This is a genomic window from Agrobacterium sp. P15N1-A, from assembly GCF_044626815.1.
Taxonomy (GTDB): Bacteria; Pseudomonadota; Alphaproteobacteria; order Rhizobiales; family Rhizobiaceae; genus Agrobacterium; species Agrobacterium leguminum.
Genome location: NZ_JBIUPF010000003.1, coordinates 636,097 through 659,658 on the forward strand (window position 1 = coordinate 636,097; position 23,562 = coordinate 659,658).

Genomic DNA, 23,562 nt, shown 5'->3' on the forward strand with positions numbered 1-23,562 from the left:
TTGCTGCGGCATGGATGCTCCGAAGAAGAAGCCGTTATGCGGGGTTCTTGGGCGGAACGCCGCGCAGGTGCTCCATGAGATAGGCATGGGTCGCGGCATTGGCGACGATCAGCGTACCGGTCTTTTCATAGAACTCCGGTCCGCGGCCCCACCAGTCGGTCACGATGCCGCCGGCCTCCTGCACCAGCAGAATGCCGGCTGCCGTGTCCACGAAGCCCGTTTCCTCGTAATAGCCGGTCAGCCGGCCGCAGGCGACGTAAGCGCAGGAATTGGCGGCGCTGCCGACCACGCGGACCGCGCCGATGGGCGCACGAATGGCGTCGAGGCGCTGATAGGCGCCTGGATAAAGCTGGAGATTGGGCGTGGGCAGGCCCGTGCCGACGCACATCAGGGCGACATCGGTGCTGGCATTGACCCGCATGCGCTCGCCGTTGAGATAGGCGCCGTCTCCCTTGATCGCGGTGAACATCTCGTCGGAAACGGGATTGTAGACCAGCCCGCAGATCGTTTCATTGCCGCGGCGCAGCGCGATGGTGATGGTATAGTGCTGGCCGAAGATGAAATTGGTGGTGCCGTCGATGGGGTCGACCAGCCAGCGGTGATCCTGATCCGCCCCTTCGACGGGCGCGAATTCCTCGCCGGTCAGTCCCCAGGGATATTGCCCGAGCAGGCGGTCGCGGATCAGCGTTTCGGAATCCCTGTCTGCATCGGAAACGAAGTCCCCCGGTCCCTTGACGCCGATTTCGATCTCGCCGAAGCGCCTGAAATGGTCGAGCGTCAATACGCCGGCTTCGCGGGCGGTGGCGACCATGTGGTCGAGAATGGTGCTGTAATCGGTTGTCATCGGCTGAAAACCTCGGCGAGCCCTTCCGGATCATCGGTGGTGATCTGGTCCACCTTAAGCCGCAGGAGGCGTTTCACCTGTTCTATGGATTGCGGTGTGACGCTGTTGATCGTCCAGGCGTCGACCCGGCGGCCGGCGGCATGGATGGGGGCGATGATATCGACACCCGCATCCTCGGCGGCAAGAATGATCTGGTAATCGACATAGATCATTCCGGCGGCGGGTGCCGTAGCCAGGGCCTGTTCGATGAAGCCTGAAAAGTTTCCGTCCTTCTGCAACTGGGCGAGTGTCTCGTCTTCACAAGGGTCATATCCGGTCTTAAGATCAGGAACCGATGTCGCAAGCGTCGCGATGGCGTCGAAATCGCCGCCGGACAGGATCATTGCGCCCACCAGCGGCGCGATGCTGTCGCTGAAACCGGCGACCACCTGCGGGGTAAGCGCCTGCCGGTCTTCCTTGAAATCGAGCTGGAGCAGGGCGTCGGGATGAACGGCGCCCTCGGCAAGCAGGGCGCAAAGGTCTTCGAGCAGCATTACCTTCGCATCGATGGGCTGGCCGTCATTGTCGCGCAAACGAAGCTGACGCAGGGTGGCGGCGGATGTATCGCGCACCCGGCCGGTGCCGGTGGTCTCCCGCTCCAGCGTCAGGTCATGCAAAACGGCGCAGCCGTGATCGGCGTGAATGACAAGATCGACCTCGATGCTTGCACCGAGCCGCATCGCCTCGATGATACGCTCGCCGGTAAAGACCGGATCGTCAGCGCGGCGGCGGGCGCGATGCCATTTGAGCCATGTTCTGTGGCCGTCGCGGTCGATAAGGATCGGCTGGTTCATGTCAGCTCCGGTAGATTGGGCGGTTGTCGCGATAGGCCGTGACGGCACGGGGCGAAATCCGTACGCCCTGTCCCGTCTGGAACATATCCGGGTGGGCGACCATGGATTTGATCCTTGTACCATCGGCAAGATCAAGGTCGACAAGCCCGTGGGTCCCGTAATCCGTCACCCGATGCACACTTGCTTCCGGCGTTTCGGAAATCGTCAGATCGATGGCTTCCGGGCGAACGGCGAGAATGGCCGGTCCGTCGGAGACCGGAAGCGGCAGGGTGAAGTCGGCGCGCATGAAGTTGCCGTCTGAAACCGCGCCCTCTATCAGGTTCATGGTGCCGATGAAGCCGGCGACGAACGGGGTCTGCGGTTCGCGATAGATCACATTCGGCCGGTCGATCTGTTCGGTCTTGCCGTTCGCCATCACGACGATGCGGTCGGCCATGGAAAGCGCCTCGTCCTGCCCGTGGGTGACGAACAGGGTGGTGATGCCGAGACGCTGCTGAATATCGCGGACCTCTTCCCGCAGCCGCTCGCGCAGATGCTGGTCGAGGCTGGCGAAGGGTTCGTCGAGCAGGAGTATTTTCGGTTCGAGAACCAGCGAGCGCGCGAGCGCCACGCGCTGCTGCTGGCCGCCGGAAAGCTGGCCGGTGGCGCGCTCGCCATAACCGGAAAGCCCGACGAGTTCGAGCACGGCCTCCACTTTCTCTCTGATGACGGCAGCCGGCATGCGACGCAGCCTGAGGCCGAAAGCGAGGTTTTTGAAGACGTTCATGTGGCTCCAGAGCGCGTGGCTCTGAAACACCATGCCGGTCGGCCGCCGCTCTGGCGGCAGGTGGGTGACATCTTCGCCATCAATGGTGATCTGCCCGCCCGTCGGCTGCTCGAAACCGCCGACCATGCGCAGCAGCGTCGACTTGCCCGAACCGGAGGGGCCGAGAAGGCACACGAGTTCGCCATCGGCGACATCGAGCGAGAAGCTGTCGACTGCCTTTGTACCGCCGGAATAGGTTTTCGTGACCTGGCGGATGTGAAGTACGGACATGATGATTTCCTAACCGCCGAAACCGCGGGCGAATGCGCCGCCACCGATGACGCGGCGGGCGAACATGAGGGCAATGAAGGACGGCACCCAGAGCAGGACGGACAGGACCGCGCCATACTGGATGACCATCTGGTTGTTGATGTAGCTGATCATCAGCACCGGCATGGTGCGGATGCCGGGCGCACCGATCAGCCATGCGCCTTCCGTCTCGTAAAAAGTGCCGACGAAGCTCAGCAGCACGGCGGCGGCGATGGTCGGTCCCGCCTGCGGCAGCGTAATCGACCAGAAGACCCTGAGCGGACTGGCACCGACATCGCGGGCCGCCTCTTCCATGCGCCGGTCGACGGCCTGAAATGCCGCCACGGGAATCCAGATCATGAACATCAGCGTGCCGACGAGCTGGATGAGAACGACGCCCCAGAAGGTGCCGATGAGGTTGAGCTGCAGGAAAATGGCGGCAATCGCCACCAGAAGCCCGAATTTCGGGAAGGCGTGGCCGGCAAGGAAGGAGAAGAACAGCAGGTTGCGGCCGGGAAAGCTCATGCGCGCAAAGGCATAGGCGGCGGGAAGGCAGATCGCTGCCGAAAGCAGCGTTACCACCGTCGTCAGCCGCAGGCTCAGCATCAGCGCATTCCAGACATCGGCGCGGCCGAGCGTCTGGCCCCAGAAGCGGAAACCGAACTGCTGGGGAATGACGTTGGGAAAACGCCAGACCTCGGTGAATGCCCAGGTGCCCACCACAAGCAGCGGCCCGACGATGGCGACGGTGAGAAGGGTTGCGAAAAAGACGCCGGGCCAGTCCATGCGGGCTCGCGCCCGCGTCAGCGTTGTCATGTCATTTCCCCTGGTTGCGTGCGACCGAACGCACGTAGAACAGGCCGAATGCGATGCAGAAACCGAAAGCGATGACGGCCTGGGTCATGGCGCCGATGGGATCCTGCACTTCGCGCAGCGTGCGCTGCATGAAGGGGCCGAGCATTTCGGGAGAGGCCGGTCCGAGAAGATAGGGCAGGGTGAAGGAGGAAAAAATGCCGAGCACCGAAAATGAAAGCGCCACGAGAATGGAATTGGAAATGCGCGGCAGGATGATGTGCCAGAAGACCTGAAGCGCATTTGCGCCCACATCCCGCGCCGCCTCCACCGACTGGTTGGCGACGCTGCCGAGGCCCGCGAGCAGGATGAGAACGGTCAGCGGAATATTGTCCCAGACAAGACCGATGACCGGTCCCCACGGGGTGAGATAGGGCGTGCGGATTTTCGGCAGGTCGACCGCATTGAGCAATATGTCCACCATGCCGTTCGGCCCGAGAACGCGGATGAAGGCGAAGGCGAGGATGATGGAGGGCACGAACATCGGGAAGATGGCGAGCGCCTGCACATAAGCCGAAAGGCGGCCTTGCGAAAAGCGCAGGTAGAGCGCGATCGGCAGGCAGATTACGAGCAGGAGGATCGCGCAGACCATTGTCGTCCACAACGTCACGGCAAGATTGTCGAGGCTGTAGCGGTCCGAGAAAAAGAAGCCGTAGCTCGAAAGATCGAAACTCGTTTCACCGCTCGCTCCCGTGCGCCAGACGGTGCGGCCGATGGCGTTGATGGCAGGCCAGATGACGAGCCAGATCATCAGGAACACGGGGATGGCGACGAGCAGGAGGCCGACTGGCCTCCTGCCTGCCGTATTGTCGATGAGCGGGCGAACCGCTCCTTCTGCAATCTCGGTCACGACTTGCGGTCGACGTTGGGAGCGACGTTGCGATACCAGCCATCATTGATGGCGGTTTCCCATTTGCCGGCCGGGAAGGTCGGAATGGTCTGCGGGATGATGTCGGCGAAACGCTTGCGCAGGTCGGCCGACACATGGTCCCAGGAAACGCCAGGGAAACCGCCGAGTTCGGTGAGGATCGCGCCCTGGATTTCTTCCGACAGCACGAAATTGGCGAGCTTCAGGGCAGCATCGCGATTGGCGCCGTTGGCAAGCACCACGGCGCGCGAGAAGTCACCGCAAAGCGCCAGATCCTGAAGCTGGACGAGGCCGGTTTCTTGCGGCAGAACGCCCTGATCGATGGCCTTCAGCACCTGATCGGACCAGACAGGGGTCATGGTGACCACGCCCTGCGAAAGCAGCTGCAGCGACTGCGTGTTGCCGGAAGAATATGCGCCTTTGTCATAGAGCGACGGTGCGATGTCCTTGAGCAGCGCCCATGCCTTGCCGAGAGCCTTGTCGCCGGCTTCCTGGGTGTAATTGTCGACCGTGAAGGCCTTGGGGTCGAGACCGTTGGCCTGATGGATGGCGCGGCGGACGAAGTTACCGCCGGAGCCGCCCTTGTCGGGACGGTTATAGACGAACTGGCCGGGATTGGCCTTGATCCATTTGACGAGCTCGTCCCAGGTCTTCGGTGCATCCGCCGGCTTGAGCTTGCTGGTGTCATAGGCGAGCAGAACCTGGCTGCCGCGATAGGGCAGGCTGTATTCGCTGCGGATGGCGAGCGGATTGACGCGCGAATAGTTGGAGAGGCCGGCTTTCGCCATGTTCACATAGATGCCGGCATCGATGCCGCCGGTGGGAAGCAGCGGATCGGCCGTTTCGAAATAATCGGCCTGCGGATCGGTGCCCGTCTGTTTTGCGGCGATGGCGCGTTCGCCGATGGCGGTGATGCCGGCGCTGTCGCCGGCATCGACGAGGTTGAGCTTCAGGCCGGGATTGGCGGCTTCAAAAGCGGGCTTGATCGTATTGGACCAGAAATCGAGGATATTTGTATCCGAACTGGTGTACCAGTCGATCGTGCCCGGAGCGGCGAAGCTCATGCGCGGTGCAAGGGCGAGACCGGCGGCGGCGCCTGCGGCGGACATCATAAAGGTGCGGCGTTTCATCTATGTCTCCGATGTTTTCGGCGCGAGTGGAACTGCTGAGCGCTGGCCCCGGAAAGATGCGGGGAAGGCTCTGGCCGGTCGTTGCACAGCCGTGCATTTTTTGAACGGGCCGGCGGCGGTTCTAATGTCTTTCCATAACGCTTTCGTGACGGTTGCTGCCGACAGGCATCGCCGGCACGCCCTGTCCTGATTGCCGTTCGAAAGCAGGCCCTACTAAAGGCGTTGCCGGGCAGATAGAGTGATCGCGATAGCATTGGAGGGAGGGGAGCGATGATCGCAGCCTATATCGACGAATTCATCATGTTTTGTGCCGGCCTGTGGATGACATGTGTCGGCTTCGGTTATCTGCCGCTGTCAAAAAACACGGTCAATCAGCCGCCAGTTGTTCGTCACTTCAGGTGGATGGGGCCTTTGCTGATCGTCATCGCGTTTGTTCTGGCCCTTGCCAGCTGACCGAAGAATTTTTCGCAAAGAAAAACCCCGCCGAAGCGGGGTCTCGTCTTACCAGGGCTGACGGCCATACCAGTCGTCGATATCTTTCCTGGCCCGGTCCTTTTCGTAACCGTAGCGCTCCTGAATCTTGCCTTCGAGCTGGTCGCGCTTGCCGTTGATGACGTCGAGGTCGTCGTCGGTGAGTTTGCCCCACTGCTCCTTGACCTTGCCCTTCATCTGCTTCCAGTTGCCTTCAACGCGGTTCCAATCCATTGGTGCTCTCCCATTTTTTGGCTTGCACCGGTAAATGTCCGAAGCTGCGCAGGGTTCCCTCCGGCGGCCGGAATGTTCGGCGTAACTGTGGCCTGCTGCCACGAAAAGATCACGATTCATTCAGCCGCAGTTCACCCGGCGGGGCGCTAAATCCCTTCATCCCACAAGGAGGGAGATAAGATGCGCAAGATGATTCTAACCGCCGGGCTAATTCTCGGCGCCCTGTTCGGCACCGGCGCCAACGCCATGCCTGTCGGTCAACCGTCCGCACCTTCGGCATCCCACATTCAAAAGGTGGATTATGCCTGCGGACGCGGCTTCCATTTGACCCCGCGCGGCTATTGCCGTCCGAACGGACCGCGTTATGAGCGCGGCTGGGACCGGCGCGACCGCTGGGAAGCTCGCCGTGAATGGCGCGAGCGTCAGGCCAGACGGGAATGGCGTGAGTGGCGCGACCGCAGAGATTATCGCGACTACCGCGATCGTCGCGATTATTATCGATACTGATCGGGCAAGGCCCTCTCCACGTCGGGAGGGCCTTTCCCATATGGGCCGGTGAGGTCCATCCGCTCTCGGGGAGGGTGTGAATACAGCGTCCCTGCTGCAAATCCGCACGGCCTTAGACAGAATTGCATTCAATGTGAGGAAACCCGGACGGCAGTTCGGGGTTAGTCCCGTATCACCGTTCATAAGGAGGATACGATGGACATCACCAGACGCACCATTCTCACCGCCGGCGCAGCAACCGCCGCCGCTGCAATCTTTCCCCGCCCGCACGTCGCGCGTGCCGCGCTGCCCTTGACGCAGCCCAAACTTCCTTTCGCCGAGGCCGATCTCGCGCCAGTGATTTCGGCGAAAACGGTGGGTCTTCATTACGGAAAACACCACAAGGCCTATTACGACAAGCTGAATACGCTTGCCGCCGGCACGCCCTATGCCGACATGGAGCTCACGGATATCGTGACGCAATCCGCCAAATCGAAAGACGCGGCGGACGTCAAGATCTTCAACAATGCCGCACAGGCGTGGAACCATGTCGCCTATTGGGATCAGTTCGTACCGGGCGGGCCGAACCGGCCGACGGGCGATCTCGCCGCTTCGGTAGACGAGACCTTCGGCGGTTATGATGGTTTCATCAAACGCGCGGTCGATGTTTCCGATACCGTCTTTGGCACCGGCTGGGTCTGGCTGACGCGCGGCGACGACGATCGGTTCGCGCTGATCGGATATGAGGACGGCAAAAATCCCGTCGCTGTCGGTCGCCCGGCCTATCTCGGCATCGACATATGGGAGCATGCCTATTACGTCGACTATGAAAATCGCAAGGCCGAACATATTCGCGCCGTGCTCGACAAGCTGGTCAACTGGCGGGTCGTCGAAGAGCGCCTGAAATCATAACGATCCTTTCTACTGAAACCTGCAGGGAGCGGCCGGCCGCCTGCGGGTTGCCCTGAGGTGCATTTTAGCTACTATGCGCCCATGGCGAGGAGGCCATGTTACAGGAGGGTTCATGATTTACCGGTCTTCAAAACGGCGCATGGTGCTGAAACTTGCCGCTGCGGCGGTTTCTTTCGGCATGCTGGGAACGGCTGCGGTCGCGCAGGGCTTCCCCGATCGAACGATTACTCTGGTCGTTCCTTTCGCGGCGGGCGGCTCTACCGATGTGGTCGCGCGTGTTATCGCACAGAAGATGGGTGATGAGCTCGGCCAGCAGATCGTCGTTGAAAATGTCGCCGGGGCCGGCGGCAATCTCGGCGCTGATCGCGTGGCCCGCGCCGATCCCGACGGCTATACGATCCTGATGGGCACGGTGGCCACCCACGCCCTCAACCCGCTCATTCTCAAGACCAAGCCTTACGATCCGGAAAAGGATTTCACGCCGGTTTCGCTGCTCGTGGTGGTGCCGAATGTGCTGGTCGTCAATCCGAAGCTCAACGTCAACAGCGTGGCGGAACTGATTGCTCTCTTGAAGGCCGAGCCGGATAAACACGCCTATGCCTCTTCCGGCAATGGCACCCCGCTGCATCTTTCCGGCGAGCTGTTCAAGAGCATGGCCGGTGTCAGCATGCAGCATGTTCCCTACAAGGGCGCAGGCCCGGCGCTTAACGATCTGCTCGGCAACCAGATTTCCATCATGTTCGACAATCTGCCGTCTTCGTCCGGACATATCAAATCCGGCACGTTGCGGGCGCTCGGCGTCACGACCAAGGAGCGCGCCTCGTCCTTCCCGGATCTGCCGACAATCGCCGAGACGGTGCCGGGTTATGAGACCTACACCTGGAATGCACTCTTTGCGCCTGCCGGCACACCGGCTGAGGTGGTCGACAAGCTGAATGCCGCCGCCAAGAAGGCGCTTGCCGATCCGGGGGTTGCCGGACGCATGGCGGAATTCAGCGCCAAGATCGTCGCCTCTTCGCCGGATGAGCTGAAAACCCACGTTGCGGCGGAAATCGCCAAGTGGGGACCGGTGGTCAAGGATGCGAATGTGCAGATGGACTGACCGGTAACGGCAGATACCATCGCGATTTTCCGCCGCACATCCTGCCGGTTGCGGACGGAAATAACGATCTGACGAAATCGTGGCCGATGCCGTTGTCGCATCGGCCACGATTTATAGTGTCGCACCCAGCCGGTGTGGCCTTTCCGCATCACTCACCAGCCGGTTGCAAAAACCTGCTTGGCAAGCTTCAACCGCTGAGTTACAAATCTCATTACCGCGTCAGATCGAACAAAGGGAGGCGTTGCATGACACCAGCATTCTTCGAAACCCTCCCGCAGGGAATGACCCGACACTAGGTCATATCCATTCGCGGCCCGCCTTGAGCGCGCCCGACATGCGGTTTTACTTCCCCCATAGCCCGATTGATCTGACGGGATCACTTCGTCTCCCGCCCGGGCTGTGCCATCCAACTTCCGTTTTGAGGACCGGTCGCCGATTACAGGGCGCTGGGCTGGTAAAAATGACTCGCAAGAAGCTCGATTTCCGCGCCGATGCCTATCGACATGTGCTCGGCTTTGTTTTCAACCATTGGCGTCATCGGCCGGCGCTGGTGGGTTTCATCATCGTTCTGGTGATTGCCAGCACGCTGGCCGAAGTGATGGTGCCGGTCTTTTCCGGCCAGATCGTCGATGCCATTGCCGGTGGCAACGGGGCCGGCAACGGGGCGGATAAGGCGCTGCGCGCCTTCGTCATCGTGGTGGCGTTGGGGCTGGTGAGCGTGGTGCTGCGCTGGTTCATCTTCAACGGCATCATCCGGCTGACGCTGAAGATCATGGCGGATGTCGCCAATAACGGCTTCCACAAGGTGCAGCGTTTCTCTACCGACTGGCATGCCAACAGCTTCGCCGGTTCCACGGTCCGAAAGATCACGCGCGGCATGTGGGCGCTGGATTCGCTCAACGACCTGCTGCTCGTCGCGCTTTTGCCTTCCATCGTCATGCTGGTGGGCGCCACCATCGTGCTCGGCAGCTACTGGCCGGTCATGGGCCTGATCGTCGGCCTCGGATCGCTGATCTATATCGGCGTCACGGTCGGCCTTTCCATGGGGTATGTGTCGCCGGCGGCAAGGCTTGCCAATGCCTGGGATACCAGACTTGGCGGCGCGCTGGCGGATGCCATCAGCTGCAATTCGGTGGTCAAGGCCTTCGGTGCCGAGACCCGCGAGGAAACGCGGCTGGGCCATGTGCTGGTGAAATGGGACAACCGCACGCGCAGGACATGGAAGCGTGGCACGCTGAACGGCACGATCCAGAGCTTCATGATGGTCTCCATGCAGGCCGGCATTCTGGGCACGGGCCTCATCATGTGGCAAAAGGGGCTGGCGACGCCGGGCGACATTACCTTCGTGCTGGCGATGTTCTTCGTGTTGCAGGGTTATCTGCGCGATGTGGGGCAGGATATCCGCAACCTGCAACGCGCCGTCAACGACATGGAAGAGCTGGTGCTGCTGGACAAGATGCCGCTCGGCATCGAGGACAGGCCGGATGCAGGGCCGATCAGGATCGGAAAGGGCGAGATCGTCTTCGATCACGTCACCTTCCAGTATGGCGCCCATCCCACGCCGCTTTACGATGACTTTTCGGTCACCATCAAGGCGGGTGAACGGGTGGGGCTGGTCGGCCATTCCGGTTCGGGCAAGACAACCTTCGTCAAGCTCATCCAGCGGCTTTACGACATCAAGTCGGGCGCGATCCGCATCGACGGCCAGAATATCGCCGGGGTCACGCAATCGAGCCTGCGCGGCCAGATCGCCATCGTGCAGCAGGAGCCCATCCTGTTCCACCGCACGCTGGCGGAAAACATCGCCTATGGCCGGCCGGACGCCACGCGGCGTCAGATCGAGCAGGCGGCGAAACAGGCCAGCGCCCATGATTTCATCATGTCCCTTCCCAAGGGTTATGAGACGATGGTGGGCGAACGCGGTGTCAAGCTGTCCGGCGGTGAGCGTCAGCGTGTCGCCATCGCCCGTGCATTCCTTGCGGATGCGCCGGTGCTGATACTGGACGAGGCCACTTCCAGCCTCGACAGCGAAAGCGAAGTGCAGATCCAGCAGGCGATGGAACGGCTGATGGTCGGCCGCACCACGCTCGTCATCGCCCATCGGCTCTCCACCGTCAGGGCGCTGGACCGGCTGCTGGTGTTCGACAGGGGCGGGATCGTCGAAGAGGGTGACCATCAGGCGCTGATCCGCCTCAATGACGGCATCTACCGCCGGCTGTTCGAACGGCAGGCGCTGGAGCTGACCAAGGGCCTGGTGGCCTGAGAAAAACGGAACGCCGGGGGTATACTCCCGGCGTTCCCTTCCCGAACATTGAACCCGCGCCACGAACACGCCGCTTTTTTCGCGTAAGGGCGTGCTCTGCGCAACACCAACAGGACGGTGAACCATGGATTTCCACCCGATCACAAAGCCGCAACGCCTTGTCATCAGGGGAACCCATATCCATGCCGCATTCCATCACTCTCTCGGACCTGTCGTGGTCGACACCTGACGGTCATCCGCTCTTTTCTAACATCAATCTTCGCTTCGGACCCGAACGCAGCGGCCTCGTCGGGCGCAACGGCGTCGGCAAGACGACGCTTCTGAAACTGATCGCCGGCGAACTGTCGCCGTCCGCGGGTACGGTTTCCATCTCGGGCAGCATCAATCTTCTGCGCCAGAGCGTACAGGTCGTGTCCGATGAGATCGTCGCCGACCTGTTCGAAGCGCGCGATACGCTGGACGTGCTTGCCCGTGCGCAGGCAGGAACGGCCACTCTGGAAGAGCTTGAAGACATCGACTGGACGCTGGAGGAGAAAATTGCCGGGGCGCTCGCGCAGGTCGGGTTGGACGCCTTGCCTTCCACACCGCTTTCGGCGCTTTCCGGTGGACAGCGCACGCGTGCCGCACTCGCGGCTCAGATCCATGCCGCGCCCGATTTCCTGATCCTCGACGAACCGACGAACAATCTCGATCGGGACGGGCGCATTTTCGTTGCCGATTTTCTGGCGGGCTGGCGCGGCGGAGCGATCGTCGTCAGCCATGATCGGGAGCTTCTCGAAACCCTCGACGCGATTGTCGAAATGACCACGCTCGGTGCTACCCGTTACGGCGGCAACTGGAGCCACTACCGCGCACAAAAAGCGCTGGAACTGGCTGCCGCCGAACAGGACTTCGCGAATGCGGAAAAGCGTCTGTCCGAGGTAAAACGCCGGTCGCAGGAAGCGCTGGAGCGCAAGGCCCGCCGCGATAGCAGGGGTGCTGCAAAAGCGGCGAGGGGGGACATGCCGCGTATCCTTGTCGGTGCGATGAAGAGGCGTGCCGAAAAGACGAGCGGCGACAACGCCAATCTGGCCAGCCGCCTGACGGCCGAGGCGACCGAAGACCTGAAGACGGCGCGTGAGCGGATAGAAATCCTGCAGGGCGTCAGTGTCACATTGCCGCCCAGCGGGCTGCACGCGACAAAGACCGTGCTCAGCCTGCAGAACCTGACCGCGGGGTATCGGGCCGAACCCCCCGTGCTTCGCGATCTGTCCTTCGAGATCACCGGGCCGCAACGCGTTGCCGTCACCGGCCCGAACGGGTCTGGAAAAACGACGCTGCTTTCGGTGATTACCGGGGAATTGCCGCCATTCGAAGGGGCGGTGCACGTCGGGGTGAAGTCCGTGTTTCTCGACCAGCAGGTCAGCCTGCTCGATGCGAACCTGTCGATCCGCGACAACTTCCTTCGGCTTAACCCGCAGGCTGGGGAGAATGCCTGCCGCTCCGCGCTTGCGCGCTTCATGTTTCGTGCCGATTCCGCCTTGCAGATCGTTGCAACGCTCTCGGGCGGGCAGATGCTCAGGGCTGGTCTCGCCTGTGTTCTGGGAGGCCCGCAGCCTCCGCAATTGCTGATCCTCGATGAACCGACCAACCATCTGGATATCGATTCCATCGCGGCCGTGGAGGCTGGCCTTCAGGCCTATGACGGCGCCTTGCTGGTCGTCAGCCATGATGAGGCGTTTCTCGCCGCCATCGGCATTGATCGGCGGCTTGAACTTGGGAAGTCAGAGATGCGTTCGGGCGCTCAGTAGTTCACCGTCACGACGACCGTATCGGAGTAGTTTCCCGGCACTGGCGTGTTCTGCGCCGGGACGCGGCCATAGACGGTCAGCGTCTGCAGGCCGCCCGTTCCGGTGCCGGTGGCTATCTCGCCCGCCGCACTTCCCCAGACATTCGTGCGGTTCGCGTCGCGGTAGAGACCATAGGTTATCGATGCGCCCGCCTGCACCATCTGGCGCGCGGCCGGCGGGCTGTTGCTCAGGCCGCCATTGAGCGCCACACTGTAGTTCAGATTGGTGGTGCAGGTCAGATTGATCGCTCCGGTCGCATTGACTGCCGTGTTCAGCACGCCGTGACTGCCGAAATCGATGTTCTGGGCCGAGATGATGCATGTGGGCGCAACTGCGGCCGACACGTTGAACGGCACCTGCGTGGGGTTCTGGGTCACGGAAGAGCAGCTCGGTGCAAGCAGGGTAAAGCTCGTATAGGTGAAGCTCGTTTCCGCGCCGGCAAAGCTGGAAAGATAAAGGCCGCGCGCTGCCGAGGCCTGACCGGCGTTGATCCGGCCATAGACCGTGCGGCTCGTGGTGTTGATCAGGAGCGGCAGCGCCATATCGATTGGCGGAGGCGAGCCGAGTGCGGGCTGTGTGACCGATCCCCATGAGGTTGTCCGCGCCGAGTTCTGGTAGAGCTGGTAATTGAGGATGTTGCTGCCCTGAAGCATGCGACGGATGCCGCCCGACTGCCCGCCGCTTCCGGCATTGATGTTAGGGCAGATGCGGATGGAAAGCGCCAGCGACAGGGGGTTGGAGCAGGTGACTGACAATGTCGCCGTCGTGTCCACGGCGCTGCCGCCTGCGAGATTGACGAAGCCGAAATTCATGTCCGACATGCTGAAGGTGCAGCTTTGTGCCAGTATCGGTGAAGCCGGGAGGAAAGCGGCGATGGCAAGGGCGGCACGGGTCAGGACCTTCATTGGATGCTCCTGCATAGGGTTTCGAAAGTTGCGCGTGAATTGCCGGCAGAGGGGAGGGTGATCTGTGCTTCGCATTCGCCCTTCGTCGGCTGCATGATGCGCAGCCGATGCGTTTCGCTGATATTGTCGAGATAGGCCTGTCCGTCATAACCGACGATGAAATCGCGCTTGCCGTCGATTTTGCCGGTCGATCCGGTTTCGATGAATTCGCCGCTCTCGTCTTTCAGCGTCACCAGCGCCACCTGACCCTCGGTTTCGACCTTGAAATTGACCACCGCGCCGGCCTGTTGCGTCGGCCTGACGGTCTGTTTCGTCCGGTCGATGCGGGCGTCGACCGGGAGATTGCTCGGGTCGAGCGTGATGTTGTTGACGTCATAGGAACGCAGGTTCGGAAGCAATATCTTGCCGCGGCGGTTGGTCTGGCCGATGGGGCGGTTTTCCAGCAGGATATCGACACCGGGCGCGCCCGCATCCACCACGGCGAAAGCGTCATCGATCCGGTTGCCGACAAAGACATCGCCGCCGGCGAGCGCGATAGATCCCTCGATCTGCGCATAGGCCTGCGTCGTGCGGTTGAATTGATCGACGCCGGCCGAAACGCGTGCGGCGCTGCCGCGGTAACTGCCGGAAACGGAAGCGATATCGTTGCCGCCGGTCGAGCCGCGCAGGCGCCAGCCATAACTTCCCTCGGCCTGCTCTTCGGATTTGCCGACCTCGGCCGTCAGCGAATATCCATCCGCATCCGACGACATGCCGGCCGAGCCGGAGACGCCGCCGCCGAACGACCAGGAGAGGCCCGCGAAGATGCCGTAGGATTTGTTGTCCTCGAGGTCCTTGTAGGCGGTGATGAAGATATTGCCGTTCTCGCCGAATGGCCGCGTGGCGGAAAGGCCGAGCAGCCGGGATCGCCTTTCATCGAAGGTTTCGAGTTCGGTATAGGAGAAATTGAGGCTGGTCTCATCGAAACCGAGCTGGGCGGAAACGGAAATCTGGTCGAGGGCACGCGGCGGCCGCGCGCTCAGCAGCCCGGATACCGTGCGGATATCGGACAGGTCGGCGGAGACGGAGGCCATATCGTGATAATCCCCGAATGTCCTTTGCGACCGCGCGTGAAATTTTACCCCCAGCAATTCCGCTTCGACGCTTGCGGAAAGCTGATAACCGCTTTCCGCGCCAAAGCGGCTCGATGCGCCCGAAACCGCCGCCAATCCCTGCGCTCCAAGGGTGAAGACCCCGCCAAAGCCGATATTGTAGAAATTCTCGCCGCCTTCCGCATGGCCTTCCAGCGTCAGACTGTCCGACACGCCATAACGCAGCGTCGCAGACCCCAGCGGTTTGTCATCGTAATCGAAAGACGAGGTTCCGTAATTGCGTCGGGCAAAACCAAGCTCGGCCGAAAAATCGATAAGACCCTGCGCCAGCAGGTCCGGTGAAGCATAAAAGGGCGTTTCGGACACGGTTTCGCGCCCCAGCGCATCCCGCACCACCAGTCGCGCATTGCCCGCGCCGCTGATGACAGGGAGATTGGTGATGGAGAACGGCCCTTCGGGAACATCCTGCGACAGGCGGCGGACATTGTTGACATAGACGTCGACGGTGGAAGGCACGGCGGCGGAGCCGGCGAATTCCGGCATCGGCATGGTGACGATATCCGGCCGCAGCTCGAAATTACGGCGTATCTGCAGGCCGCCCAGCCGTGTCGGGCGTGTCCAGCTCAGCCCGCCGGTGATGAGGTCGCCGGCCCGATAGCTCGTCAGGGTGTCCTCGTCCGAATAACTCCAGGTGGTATCGAGGCGCTGGGTGTCGAACTCCGACAGGCGCGATGTGCTCAGAACCTGCGATGAGGACAGCACGCCGAGCGGACCGAAGGCCCTGCTTTCCAAAAGGGCCGAGACACCGTTGAAATCGGCGATATCCGACCATTTGTTGCCGCCGGAGGAACCGTAGATCGTGTAATTCACCAGACCTCCAAAATCGCTCGTGGCCTTTTCCCGGGTCTCTTCGTCTTCTTCCTGCGCAATCTTGCCGGAGGCGTCGATGACCCTGTTCGCCCGCGCCGCCATCGGCAGGGTGAAATGCATGGACTGGCTGCCTTCATCGTAACGCGCCACCACATCCGGCAACCGGGAAACATCGATCCATCCATCATCGCCGGCCGCGCTTTCAACCGGGGAAATCCCGATATTCGTGAGCTGTTCCGGCTCGATGAGAAACGATCCGGCGTCGTTTTGACGAAATGTGGCGATCAGTTCTGTCGAAACATCGTTGATGTAGACTTCGAGCTGCAGCTGTCCCGCTTCTTTTGCGGCAAAAGAGGCCGGTTGCGCCGCAGGGGGAATATCCTGCGCCACGGAGAAACTGCTCGATGAAAAGACCGTCAGAGCGGCAATCGTCAAAACGGCGAGATCAGCCGCCCGAGACGCGCGCCGTCGCATTGACGGGGCCGCCTTCGCTGTCTGCCGAAATCTTCAGCGTGCCGCCGCCTTTCTTGCCGCCCGTTGCCGAAACCACAAAGCTTGCGGCGGATCCGCCAAGCACATATCCCACCAGTCCCTGCTGCCGAGCAATCGCCTGCCCGTTGCTGCCGGAAAGCATCAGGTTGGCGATCCTTATCCGCTTTGCGCCCGTGTTGGACACCGAGACCCGGTAGCCATTGCCCTGCGGCGTTACCTTCCAGGCCGGTTCCGCATCGCCTGTGGAGGCGGGTGAGAAGAAAACGGGTATGGAGTGGCGCACCACCAGATTGACCGTGCCGGATTGCGGTCTTCCCGCCGGCGGCAATTCATCGACGATGACGCGATAACTCTCTTCGGCCCTGAGCGGCGCCTTGGAAAGCCGGACGATGCGGATGAGGTTTTCCGCGCCTCCCTTCAGCTGCGTCATCGGCGGGCTGGCGACGACGTCCTGCGCCGCCGTATAGACGTCCTGCCCATTCTGCTGGGTCCAGCGGAATATCCTGACCTGAACGTTGATCGGGGTTTTCGCATCGTTCCAGATGCGGAGGCTGGAGGCCGCGGTGGGCGCTTTAAGATCCAGAAGCACGGGTGCGACCCGTAGCGAGGCAGACTGTGAAGGTGAAACACTCAAACCGGCAAAAAACGCAGCCGCTAAGGTAAAAACACGCATGGCGATCCTCCCTGTGGCGATCAGTAGTTGAGCGTGGCCGTCACCGTATCGGTGTAGACGCCGACCGCGGGTGTCGTTTGGGCGGGAACGCGCCCAAAGACAGTGAATGTCTGCGGCGCCCCGGTTCCGGTTCCCGTTTGCCGGTCCGTTCCCACGGTGTTCCCCCACACCGTGCTATGTGCCGCAGTCGTATAAAGCGAGTAGGAAATGGTCGCACCCGCAGGTGATGTCATCAGACGGTTGGCGACCGTCGCTCCAGAGCCGGCGCCGGCGCTGAGACCCAGGCTGAAGGGTGTGCTGGCCGTGCATTGCACGATGATATCGCTGGTCGCATCGATATTGCTGCCGATCACACCATTGGTGCCGAAATTGAGGTTGCCGGCGGAATTGATCTGGCACGCCGCCTGAATGGTGATCTGGACGTTGAAATTCGTCGTGGCGACCTGCGCGACGCCCGATGCCGGCGTGAGAACCAGTGCCGCAAACGATAATAGATAGCCTGATGCTGCAAACTTCATGCTGCCTCCCCAAGCTGCTGCGCTGCTGATTTTTCGGTGCGCAACATGAATTACGCCAATAACGGGTAATTAGAATAATCTAATATTCGTATCAACTTGGTTAATAAATCCTTAATGGGGAATGCCTGAAAAACCACTGGCTGAAATGCAGTGGGCGCCACAATCAAAAGTATCGCGGCGGGATTGCAAAGCACAGGATCGACGCTAAATCCCGTCTACGAGTTTTTTACTGAAATGCGACATCTTGTCAGCCGGCCCCGGTTGGCGTACTCGAAATCGATAGAAACCCGGGCCGATCAACAGTACCGTTCGGTGACGCTGTGTTCGGCCCCATAGACATCATGACGTTGGGATTGCGATGAACCTTTACTTGGATTACCTGGCTGAAATCAAAAGCAGAGAACCACAGGGTCTCGCGCCCAAGCCGATCGATGACGGTGCACTGACGGCCGAGATTATCGAACTGATCAAGGATGCGGGCAGCGAGCACCGCGCTGATGCCCTGAAATTCTTCATCTACAACACCCTGCCGGGCACCACGAGCGCCGCCGGCGTCAAGGCGGCCTTCCTGAAGCAGATCATCCTCGGCGAAGTCGTCGTGCCGGAGATCACGCCTTCCTTCGCGCTGGAGCTGCTGTCGCACATGAAGGGCGGCCCGTCGATCAAGGTGCTGCTCGATATCGCGCTCGGTAACGATGCTGCGATTGCCACTGAGGCCGGCGAAGTGCTGAAGACGCAGGTCTTCCTTTACGATGCCGACATGTTCCGCCTGCGCGACGCCTACAAGGCCGGCAACGCCATCGCCAAGGCCGTGCTGGAAAGCTACGCCAAGGCCGAATTCTTCACCAAGCTTCCGGATGTCGAAGACGAGATCAAGATCGTCACCTTCATTGCCGCCGAAGGCGATATTTCCACCGACCTCCTGTCTCCCGGCAATCAGGCGCATTCGCGCTCGGACCGCCAGCTGCACGGCCAGTGTATGATCTCGCCGGAAGCGCAGGCGGAAATCGTCGCGCTGCAGAAGCAGCATCCGGACAAGCGGGTGATGATGATCGCCGAAAAGGGGACGATGGGCGTTGGCTCGTCGCGTATGTCGGGCGTCAACAACGTGGCGCTGTGGACCGGCAAGCAGGCCAGCCCCTATGTGCCCTTCGTCAATTACGCCCCCATCGTCGCCGGCACCAACGGCATCTCGCCGATTTTCGCCACCACCGTCGATGTGACGGGCGGCATCGGCATCAACCTGAAGAACTGGGTGAAGAAGCTCGGCGAAGACGGCAAGCCGATCCTCAACAACGATGGCAACCCGATCCTCGAGCAGAAATATTCGGTCGAGACCGGCACCGTCCTCAAGATCGACGCCAGGAACCGCAAGCTGCGCGACGAGGCCGGCACGGAACTGGTGGATATCGCCTCTTCCTTCACGCCCCAGAAGATGGAGTTTATGAAGGCCGGCAGCTCTTACGCCATCGTCTTCGGCAAGAAGCTCCAGACATTCGCGGCTGAAACGCTCGGTGTCGAGACCACTCCGGTCTTCGCGCCCAACAAGGAAATCTCCATCGAAGGCCAGGGTCTTACCGCCGTCGAGAAGATTTTCAATCGCAATGCCGTCGGCGTCACCCCCGGCAAGGTGCTGCATGCCGGCTCGGACGTTCGCGTCAAGGTCAACATCGTCGGCTCGCAGGATACCACCGGCCTGATGACCGCGCAGGAACTGGAAGCGATGGCGGCCACCGTCATTTCGCCGCTGGTCGACGGCGCCTATCAGTCCGGTTGCCACACGGCCTCCGTCTGGGACAAGAAGGCACAGGCGAATATTCCGAAGCTCATGTCCTTCATGAACAATTTCGGCGTCATCACCGCGCGCGATCCGAAGGGCGCCTATCACTCGATGACGGACGTGATCCACAAGGTGCTGAACGACATCACCGTGGATGACTGGGCGATCATCATCGGCGGCGACAGCCACACCCGCATGTCCAAGGGCGTTGCCTTCGGCGCTGACTCCGGCACCGTCGCACTGGCGCTGGCAACGGGCGAGGCGACCATGCCGATCCCGCAGTCGGTCAAGGTCACCTTCAAGGGCACGATGCAGCCCTATATGGACTTCCGCGACGTGGTGCACGCCACGCAGGCGCAGATGCTGAAGCAGCACGGCGACAACGTTTTCCAGGGCCGCATCATCGAAGTGCATATCGGCACGCTGCTCGCCGATCAAGCCTTCACCTTCACCGACTGGACGGCCGAAATGAAGGCCAAGGCGTCGATCTGCATCTCGCAGGACGAAACGCTAATCGAGTCGCTGGAAATCGCCAAGTCGCGCATCCAGATCATGATCGATAAGGGCATGGACAACCCCGCCCAGACGCTCAAGGGACTGATTGCCAAGGCGGATCAGCGCATTGCCGAAATCCGCTCCGGCGAAAAGCCGGCGCTGAAGCCCGATGACAATGCGAAATATTTCGCCGAAGTCGTCGTGGATCTGGACGTGATCGATGAGCCGATGATCGCCGACCCCGACGTCAACAACAACGACGTGTCCCGTCGCTACACCCACGATACGATCCGCCCGGTCTCCTATTACGGCGGTACCAAGAAGGTCGATCTCGGTTTCGTCGGTTCGTGCATGGTGCACAAGGGCGATATGAAGATCGTCGCCCAGATGCTGAAGAACATCGAGAAGTCCGAAGGCAAGGTCGAGTTCAAGGCGCCGCTCGTCGTCGCCGCGCCGACCTACAACATCATCGATGAGCTGAAGGCGGAAGGCGACTGGGAAATCCTGCAGAAATATTCGGGTTTCGAGTTCGACGATCTGAAGCCGAAAACCACCAACCGGACGGAATACGAGAACATTCTCTATCTCGAGCGTCCGGGCTGCAACCTGTGCATGGGCAACCAGGAAAAGGCCGAAAAGGGCGACACGGTTCTTGCGACCTCGACCCGCCTGTTCCAGGGCCGCGTGGTGGAAGATACGGCTGAAAAGAAGGGTGAATCGCTTCTGGCCTCCACTCCGGTCGTGGTGCTCTCGGCCATCCTCGGCCGCACGCCGAGCATCGAGGAATATCGCTCTGCCGTCGAAGGGATCGACCTGACGAAGTTCGCCCCGCCGAAGGTAACGCCGATCGATTCGCAGTCGGTCCACTACTGAGGCCGTGATTATCGCCGTGCGTGGGCTACAGGCTCCGCGCTGGCGATGCACTGAAAATGCCGAATGAACGCGGACAGCGGGGAGAAATCCCCGCTGTTTTTTATGGGCCTGCGGTACTCCGATTAAGCCGTGGGAGACTGGCGACATGTCTCGGCTTGGCCTTTTCCCCTTTTTGCGATAACCAGACTGAATGATAAAAGCATCGAGTATCACCTGCATCTAGCTCCCGCCGCCGCGCGAGGAGCATCGAGCGAAAAGCCGACAGGCTTGGCGCTCGGCGTCGGCTTGTCTGAAGGCAAGCGAATGCGAACATATGCAGTGAGATTACTCCAATGGAAAATTACTTCGAAAGCCCGTTCCGGGGCATCACGCTTGACAAGCAGGTCAGGAACCCCAACCTCGTGGTCGGGAAATACAGCTATTATTCCGGCTATTATCACAGCCACAGTTTTGAGGACTGCGCCCGTTATCTGCTGCCGGATGAAGGCGCGGACAGGCTGGTGATTGGAAGCTTCTGCTCGATCGGTTCGGGCGCCGCCTTCATCATGGCCGGCAATCAGGGCCATCGCAACGAGTGGATCAGCACCTTCCCGTTCTTCTTCATGCCGGAGGTGCCGGAATTCGAGAATGCCGGCAACGGTTATCTGCCGGCGGGCGATACCGTCATCGGCAACGATGTCTGGATAGGCTCGGAAGCGATCATCATGCCCGGTATCACGGTCGGCGATGGGGCGGTGATCGGAACGCGGGCGCTGGTGACGAAGAATGTCGAACCCTATGCCATCGTCGGCGGCAATCCCGCAAAAACGATCCGCAAGCGGTTCGATGACGACAGCATCGCCCTGCTGCTCGAGATGAAATGGTGGGATTGGCCGGCGGCGCGGCTGAAGGCGGCAATGCCGCTCATGACCAGCGGCAATGTCGCCGAGCTTTATCGGTTCTGGCGATCCGATAAGCCGCAGCCGTAAAAATGCCCGGCCCGTCTCATCGAGGCGGGCCGGCGCTTTCGGGTGCCTTGCGGGCGAGCGGAAAGGTCTGCCCTGTTTCAGGGCGTCGTCGCAGGCTGGCGGCGATTTGTCATTGCCGTTCCGATGAAGGGTTGCCGTTCCTGCTCAGACCTCTGCTGCGCCTGGCGCAGATGAAGCAGGTCCTTGCGCGTAACGAGACCGACGAGACTATTCGAGGACTTGTCTACAATGGCGATCCTGCCCGTGTCGGCGCTAAGCATCAGGTCGGCGATCAACCCAACGGGGTCGTTTTCGTGCGCAACCGGGATTTCACGGTCAGCCAGCCTGTCGGCCAATGTTTCTTCGCCGCCATGCGGCTCCTGTTGCCAGGTGAGAATGTCTGCCCGCGACACAAGCCCCACCAGCGTTCCCTCGGGCTGTACCACCGGATATGTCCGGTGCGTTTCCTGCGAGCCGGTGAAGAAGGAAATCGCCTGCGATACCGTCATCCCGGCAGGCAGCGTGTCGACCTTGCGGATCATGATCTCGGACGCACGGGTGAGCTCAAAGGAATCGATCGCATATTCGCGTGTGATGTGCTGGCCGCGCCGGGCGATCTTTTCCGTAAGGATCGAGCGCCGCATCAAAAGGACGGTGACGGAATAGGCGGCCACGGTGGCTATCATGAGCGGGATCGCGGTGCTGAGATCGCCAGTGATCTCAATCGCGAAGAAGATGCCGGTCAGCGGTGCGCGCATTGTCCCACCCATCATGGCGGCCATGCCGAGCAACGCCCAGAGGGCGGGCTCTCCGGGCAGGAATGTCCCTGTCAGATAACCCGCCGATCCGCCGAGGATGAGAAGCGGCGCGAGCACGCCGCCGGATGTGCCCGAGGACAGGGCGATGAGCCAGATTCCCGACTTGACCAGAAGAATGGTGAGGACGGCCTGAGCGGCAATATGGTTATTGAGAAGGTCGGCAATGATGTCGTAACCGACGCCGAGCGCTCTTGGCTCCATCAGGCCGCCGAGGCCGACGGCGAGGCCGCCGAGCGCCGGCCACCACATCCAGTGGATGGGGAGCTTTTCGAAAAGATCTTCGATCTTGTAGAGCAATATAGTCATCAATCCGGACTGCAGGCCGGCGACCACGCCGATCAGGACGCAGGGCGCAAGCCCCCACCATGGCAGATCATAAGCGAAATCCGTGGGAAATAGCGGACCGGTGCCGAAATAGAACGGCCGCCAGGTAATCGAAACCGCAGCGGCGACTGCAACCGGTATGAAGCTTCTCGGCTTCCACTCGAATAGCAGGAGTTCGACCGCGAGCATGACAGCGGCGATCGGCGAACCGAAGATCGCCGTCATGCCGGCGGCGGCGCCTGCCACGAGCAGGGTTTTGCGTTCCGCGCTGCTCATGTGGAAACATTGCGCAAAGAGAGAGCCGATCGCGCCGCCCGTCATGATGATCGGGCCTTCCGCGCCGAAGGGCCCGCCGCTACCGATCGAAATGGCGGACGAGAGAGGCTTCAGGAGCGCCACTTTCGGCGACATGCGGCTGCCGCCGATGAGAATGGCCTCAATCGCTTCCGGAATGCCGTGCCCCCGGATTTTTTCCGAACCGAAACGGGCCATCAGCCCGATGACGATACCGCCGAGGACCGGCGCCACGACCATCCACAGGGAAGGATGTATGTCTGCGAAACTGACCTCGTGCGTGCTGAACCTGCCAAGCCAGACAATGTTGGTGACAAGCTGGATGAGGCTGACCAGAAGCCATGCGGCAAGGGCCCCGAGCGAGCCGACGATGCATGCCATGGCGATCAGCAGCAGCACGCGTTTGTCCGTCGTGAAATCTCCGGCTTGCCGCCTTGGAAAACCGCTGTCGAATTGACTTGATCTTGAGGGTGAAGAGGCTTGGGTCAACGGCTTATCCTTGGGTGCACGAAAATAGTGGCGCGATAAATATGTCGTAATACGATATAAATCAATGGATTTGTAATCTCTCAAAATATCCGGCGATTTTCATTCGCGGATAGTC

The 23,562-nt window shown here is 61.0% G+C and carries 20 protein-coding genes; 8 read left to right on the forward strand and 12 right to left on the reverse strand.

The features are described from left to right. Positions 1–34: 34 nt before the first annotated feature. From ACIK7D_RS14710 to ACIK7D_RS14735, 6 genes are read right to left on the reverse strand one after another with little or no spacing between them, the layout of a single operon-like run. Entirely contained in the window at positions 35–844 is an 810-nt protein-coding gene (locus ACIK7D_RS14710) for an inositol monophosphatase family protein (RefSeq protein WP_400156647.1), read from the reverse strand. After that, positions 841–1,677, reverse strand: coding sequence for a glycerophosphodiester phosphodiesterase (locus tag ACIK7D_RS14715; protein WP_400156648.1), 837 nt, complete (start codon positions 1,675–1,677; stop codon positions 841–843). Before ACIK7D_RS14715 ends, ACIK7D_RS14710 begins: the two co-directional genes overlap by 4 nt. Position 1,678: 1 nt before the next feature. After that, complete coding sequence (locus ACIK7D_RS14720) at positions 1,679–2,713, reverse strand: ABC transporter ATP-binding protein (RefSeq protein ID WP_400156649.1); 1,035 nt, start codon at positions 2,711–2,713, stop codon at positions 1,679–1,681. Positions 2,714–2,722: 9 nt separating this feature from the next. Continuing rightward, entirely contained in the window at positions 2,723–3,547 is an 825-nt protein-coding gene (locus ACIK7D_RS14725; protein WP_080818912.1) for an ABC transporter permease, read from the reverse strand. A 1-nt stretch (position 3,548) separates the two neighbouring features. Next, positions 3,549–4,433, reverse strand: coding sequence for an ABC transporter permease (locus tag ACIK7D_RS14730; RefSeq protein WP_127757103.1), 885 nt, complete (start codon positions 4,431–4,433; stop codon positions 3,549–3,551). Further along, positions 4,430–5,581: an extracellular solute-binding protein gene (locus tag ACIK7D_RS14735; protein ID WP_080818910.1), complete on the reverse strand. Its 1,152-nt coding sequence runs from the start codon at positions 5,579–5,581 to the stop codon at positions 4,430–4,432. The genes ACIK7D_RS14730 and ACIK7D_RS14735 overlap by 4 nt, the downstream gene beginning before the upstream one ends. Positions 5,582–5,851: 270 nt before the next feature. Here ACIK7D_RS14735 and ACIK7D_RS14740 point away from each other — a divergent pair, with 270 nt between their 5' ends. Continuing rightward, the gene (locus ACIK7D_RS14740) at positions 5,852–6,034 is read left to right on the forward strand and encodes a hypothetical protein (RefSeq protein WP_020810615.1); all 183 of its coding nucleotides are present in this window, start codon (positions 5,852–5,854) and stop codon (positions 6,032–6,034) included. Between the two features lie 48 nt (positions 6,035–6,082). Here the strand turns inward: ACIK7D_RS14740 and ACIK7D_RS14745 are convergent, their stop codons facing one another. After that, positions 6,083–6,286 (reverse strand): CsbD family protein, encoded by a 204-nt coding sequence (locus tag ACIK7D_RS14745; RefSeq protein ID WP_080818909.1) that lies wholly within the window; start codon positions 6,284–6,286, stop codon positions 6,083–6,085. 180 nt (positions 6,287–6,466) lie between these two features. Between ACIK7D_RS14745 and ACIK7D_RS14750 the strand changes: the two genes are divergently transcribed. The 5 genes from ACIK7D_RS14750 (at position 6,467) to ACIK7D_RS14770 (ending at position 12,839) form a co-directional block, all read left to right on the forward strand. Further along, complete coding sequence (locus ACIK7D_RS14750; RefSeq protein WP_020810616.1) at positions 6,467–6,793, forward strand: GCG_CRPN prefix-to-repeats domain-containing protein; 327 nt, start codon at positions 6,467–6,469, stop codon at positions 6,791–6,793. A gap of 195 nt (positions 6,794–6,988) precedes the next feature. Next, positions 6,989–7,684: a superoxide dismutase gene (locus ACIK7D_RS14755; RefSeq protein ID WP_400156650.1), complete on the forward strand. Its 696-nt coding sequence runs from the start codon at positions 6,989–6,991 to the stop codon at positions 7,682–7,684. A 112-nt stretch (positions 7,685–7,796) separates the two neighbouring features. Then, positions 7,797–8,786, forward strand: a complete 990-nt coding sequence (locus tag ACIK7D_RS14760; protein WP_003521655.1) for a tripartite tricarboxylate transporter substrate binding protein — start codon at positions 7,797–7,799, stop codon at positions 8,784–8,786. A 460-nt stretch (positions 8,787–9,246) separates the two neighbouring features. Continuing rightward, entirely contained in the window at positions 9,247–11,049 is a 1,803-nt protein-coding gene (locus tag ACIK7D_RS14765) for an ABC transporter ATP-binding protein (RefSeq protein ID WP_400156651.1), read from the forward strand. 182 nt (positions 11,050–11,231) lie between these two features. Further along, positions 11,232–12,839, forward strand: a complete 1,608-nt coding sequence (locus tag ACIK7D_RS14770; protein WP_400156652.1) for an ABC-F family ATP-binding cassette domain-containing protein — start codon at positions 11,232–11,234, stop codon at positions 12,837–12,839. Here the strand turns inward: ACIK7D_RS14770 and ACIK7D_RS14775 are convergent. The 4 genes from ACIK7D_RS14775 to ACIK7D_RS14790 are packed head-to-tail and all read right to left on the reverse strand — an operon-like array spanning position 12,833 to position 17,427. Beyond that, positions 12,833–13,783: a spore coat U domain-containing protein gene (locus tag ACIK7D_RS14775; protein WP_080818905.1), complete on the reverse strand. Its 951-nt coding sequence runs from the start codon at positions 13,781–13,783 to the stop codon at positions 12,833–12,835. The two genes, ACIK7D_RS14770 and ACIK7D_RS14775, sit on opposite strands and share 7 nt — an antisense overlap. Beyond that, positions 13,780–16,218 carry a fimbria/pilus outer membrane usher protein gene (locus ACIK7D_RS14780; RefSeq protein ID WP_400156653.1) on the reverse strand — a complete coding sequence of 813 codons (2,439 nt, stop codon included), beginning with the start codon at positions 16,216–16,218 and terminating at the stop codon, positions 13,780–13,782. Before ACIK7D_RS14780 ends, ACIK7D_RS14775 begins: the two co-directional genes overlap by 4 nt. Continuing rightward, positions 16,190–16,909, reverse strand: coding sequence for a molecular chaperone (locus ACIK7D_RS14785; RefSeq protein WP_400156654.1), 720 nt, complete (start codon positions 16,907–16,909; stop codon positions 16,190–16,192). The genes ACIK7D_RS14780 and ACIK7D_RS14785 overlap by 29 nt, the downstream gene beginning before the upstream one ends. A 20-nt stretch (positions 16,910–16,929) precedes the next feature. Continuing rightward, on the reverse strand, positions 16,930–17,427 hold the full coding sequence (locus ACIK7D_RS14790; protein ID WP_080818902.1) for a spore coat U domain-containing protein: 498 nt from the start codon (positions 17,425–17,427) through the stop codon (positions 16,930–16,932). Between the two features lie 358 nt (positions 17,428–17,785). On the opposite strand from ACIK7D_RS14790, the gene ACIK7D_RS14795 reads away from it, so the two are divergent. Together ACIK7D_RS14795 and catB are read left to right on the forward strand one after the other, a co-directional pair. Next, complete coding sequence (locus ACIK7D_RS14795) at positions 17,786–20,575, forward strand: bifunctional aconitate hydratase 2/2-methylisocitrate dehydratase (protein ID WP_080818901.1); 2,790 nt, start codon at positions 17,786–17,788, stop codon at positions 20,573–20,575. A 332-nt stretch (positions 20,576–20,907) separates the two neighbouring features. Then, the gene (catB, locus tag ACIK7D_RS14800) at positions 20,908–21,543 is read left to right on the forward strand and encodes a type B chloramphenicol O-acetyltransferase (protein WP_080818900.1); all 636 of its coding nucleotides are present in this window, start codon (positions 20,908–20,910) and stop codon (positions 21,541–21,543) included. Positions 21,544–21,620: 77 nt separating this feature from the next. Here catB and ACIK7D_RS14805 read toward each other — a convergent pair whose 3' ends face one another. Beyond that, positions 21,621–23,447: a chloride channel protein gene (locus ACIK7D_RS14805; protein ID WP_078053867.1), complete on the reverse strand. Its 1,827-nt coding sequence runs from the start codon at positions 23,445–23,447 to the stop codon at positions 21,621–21,623. Positions 23,448–23,562: the final 115 nt, after the last annotated feature.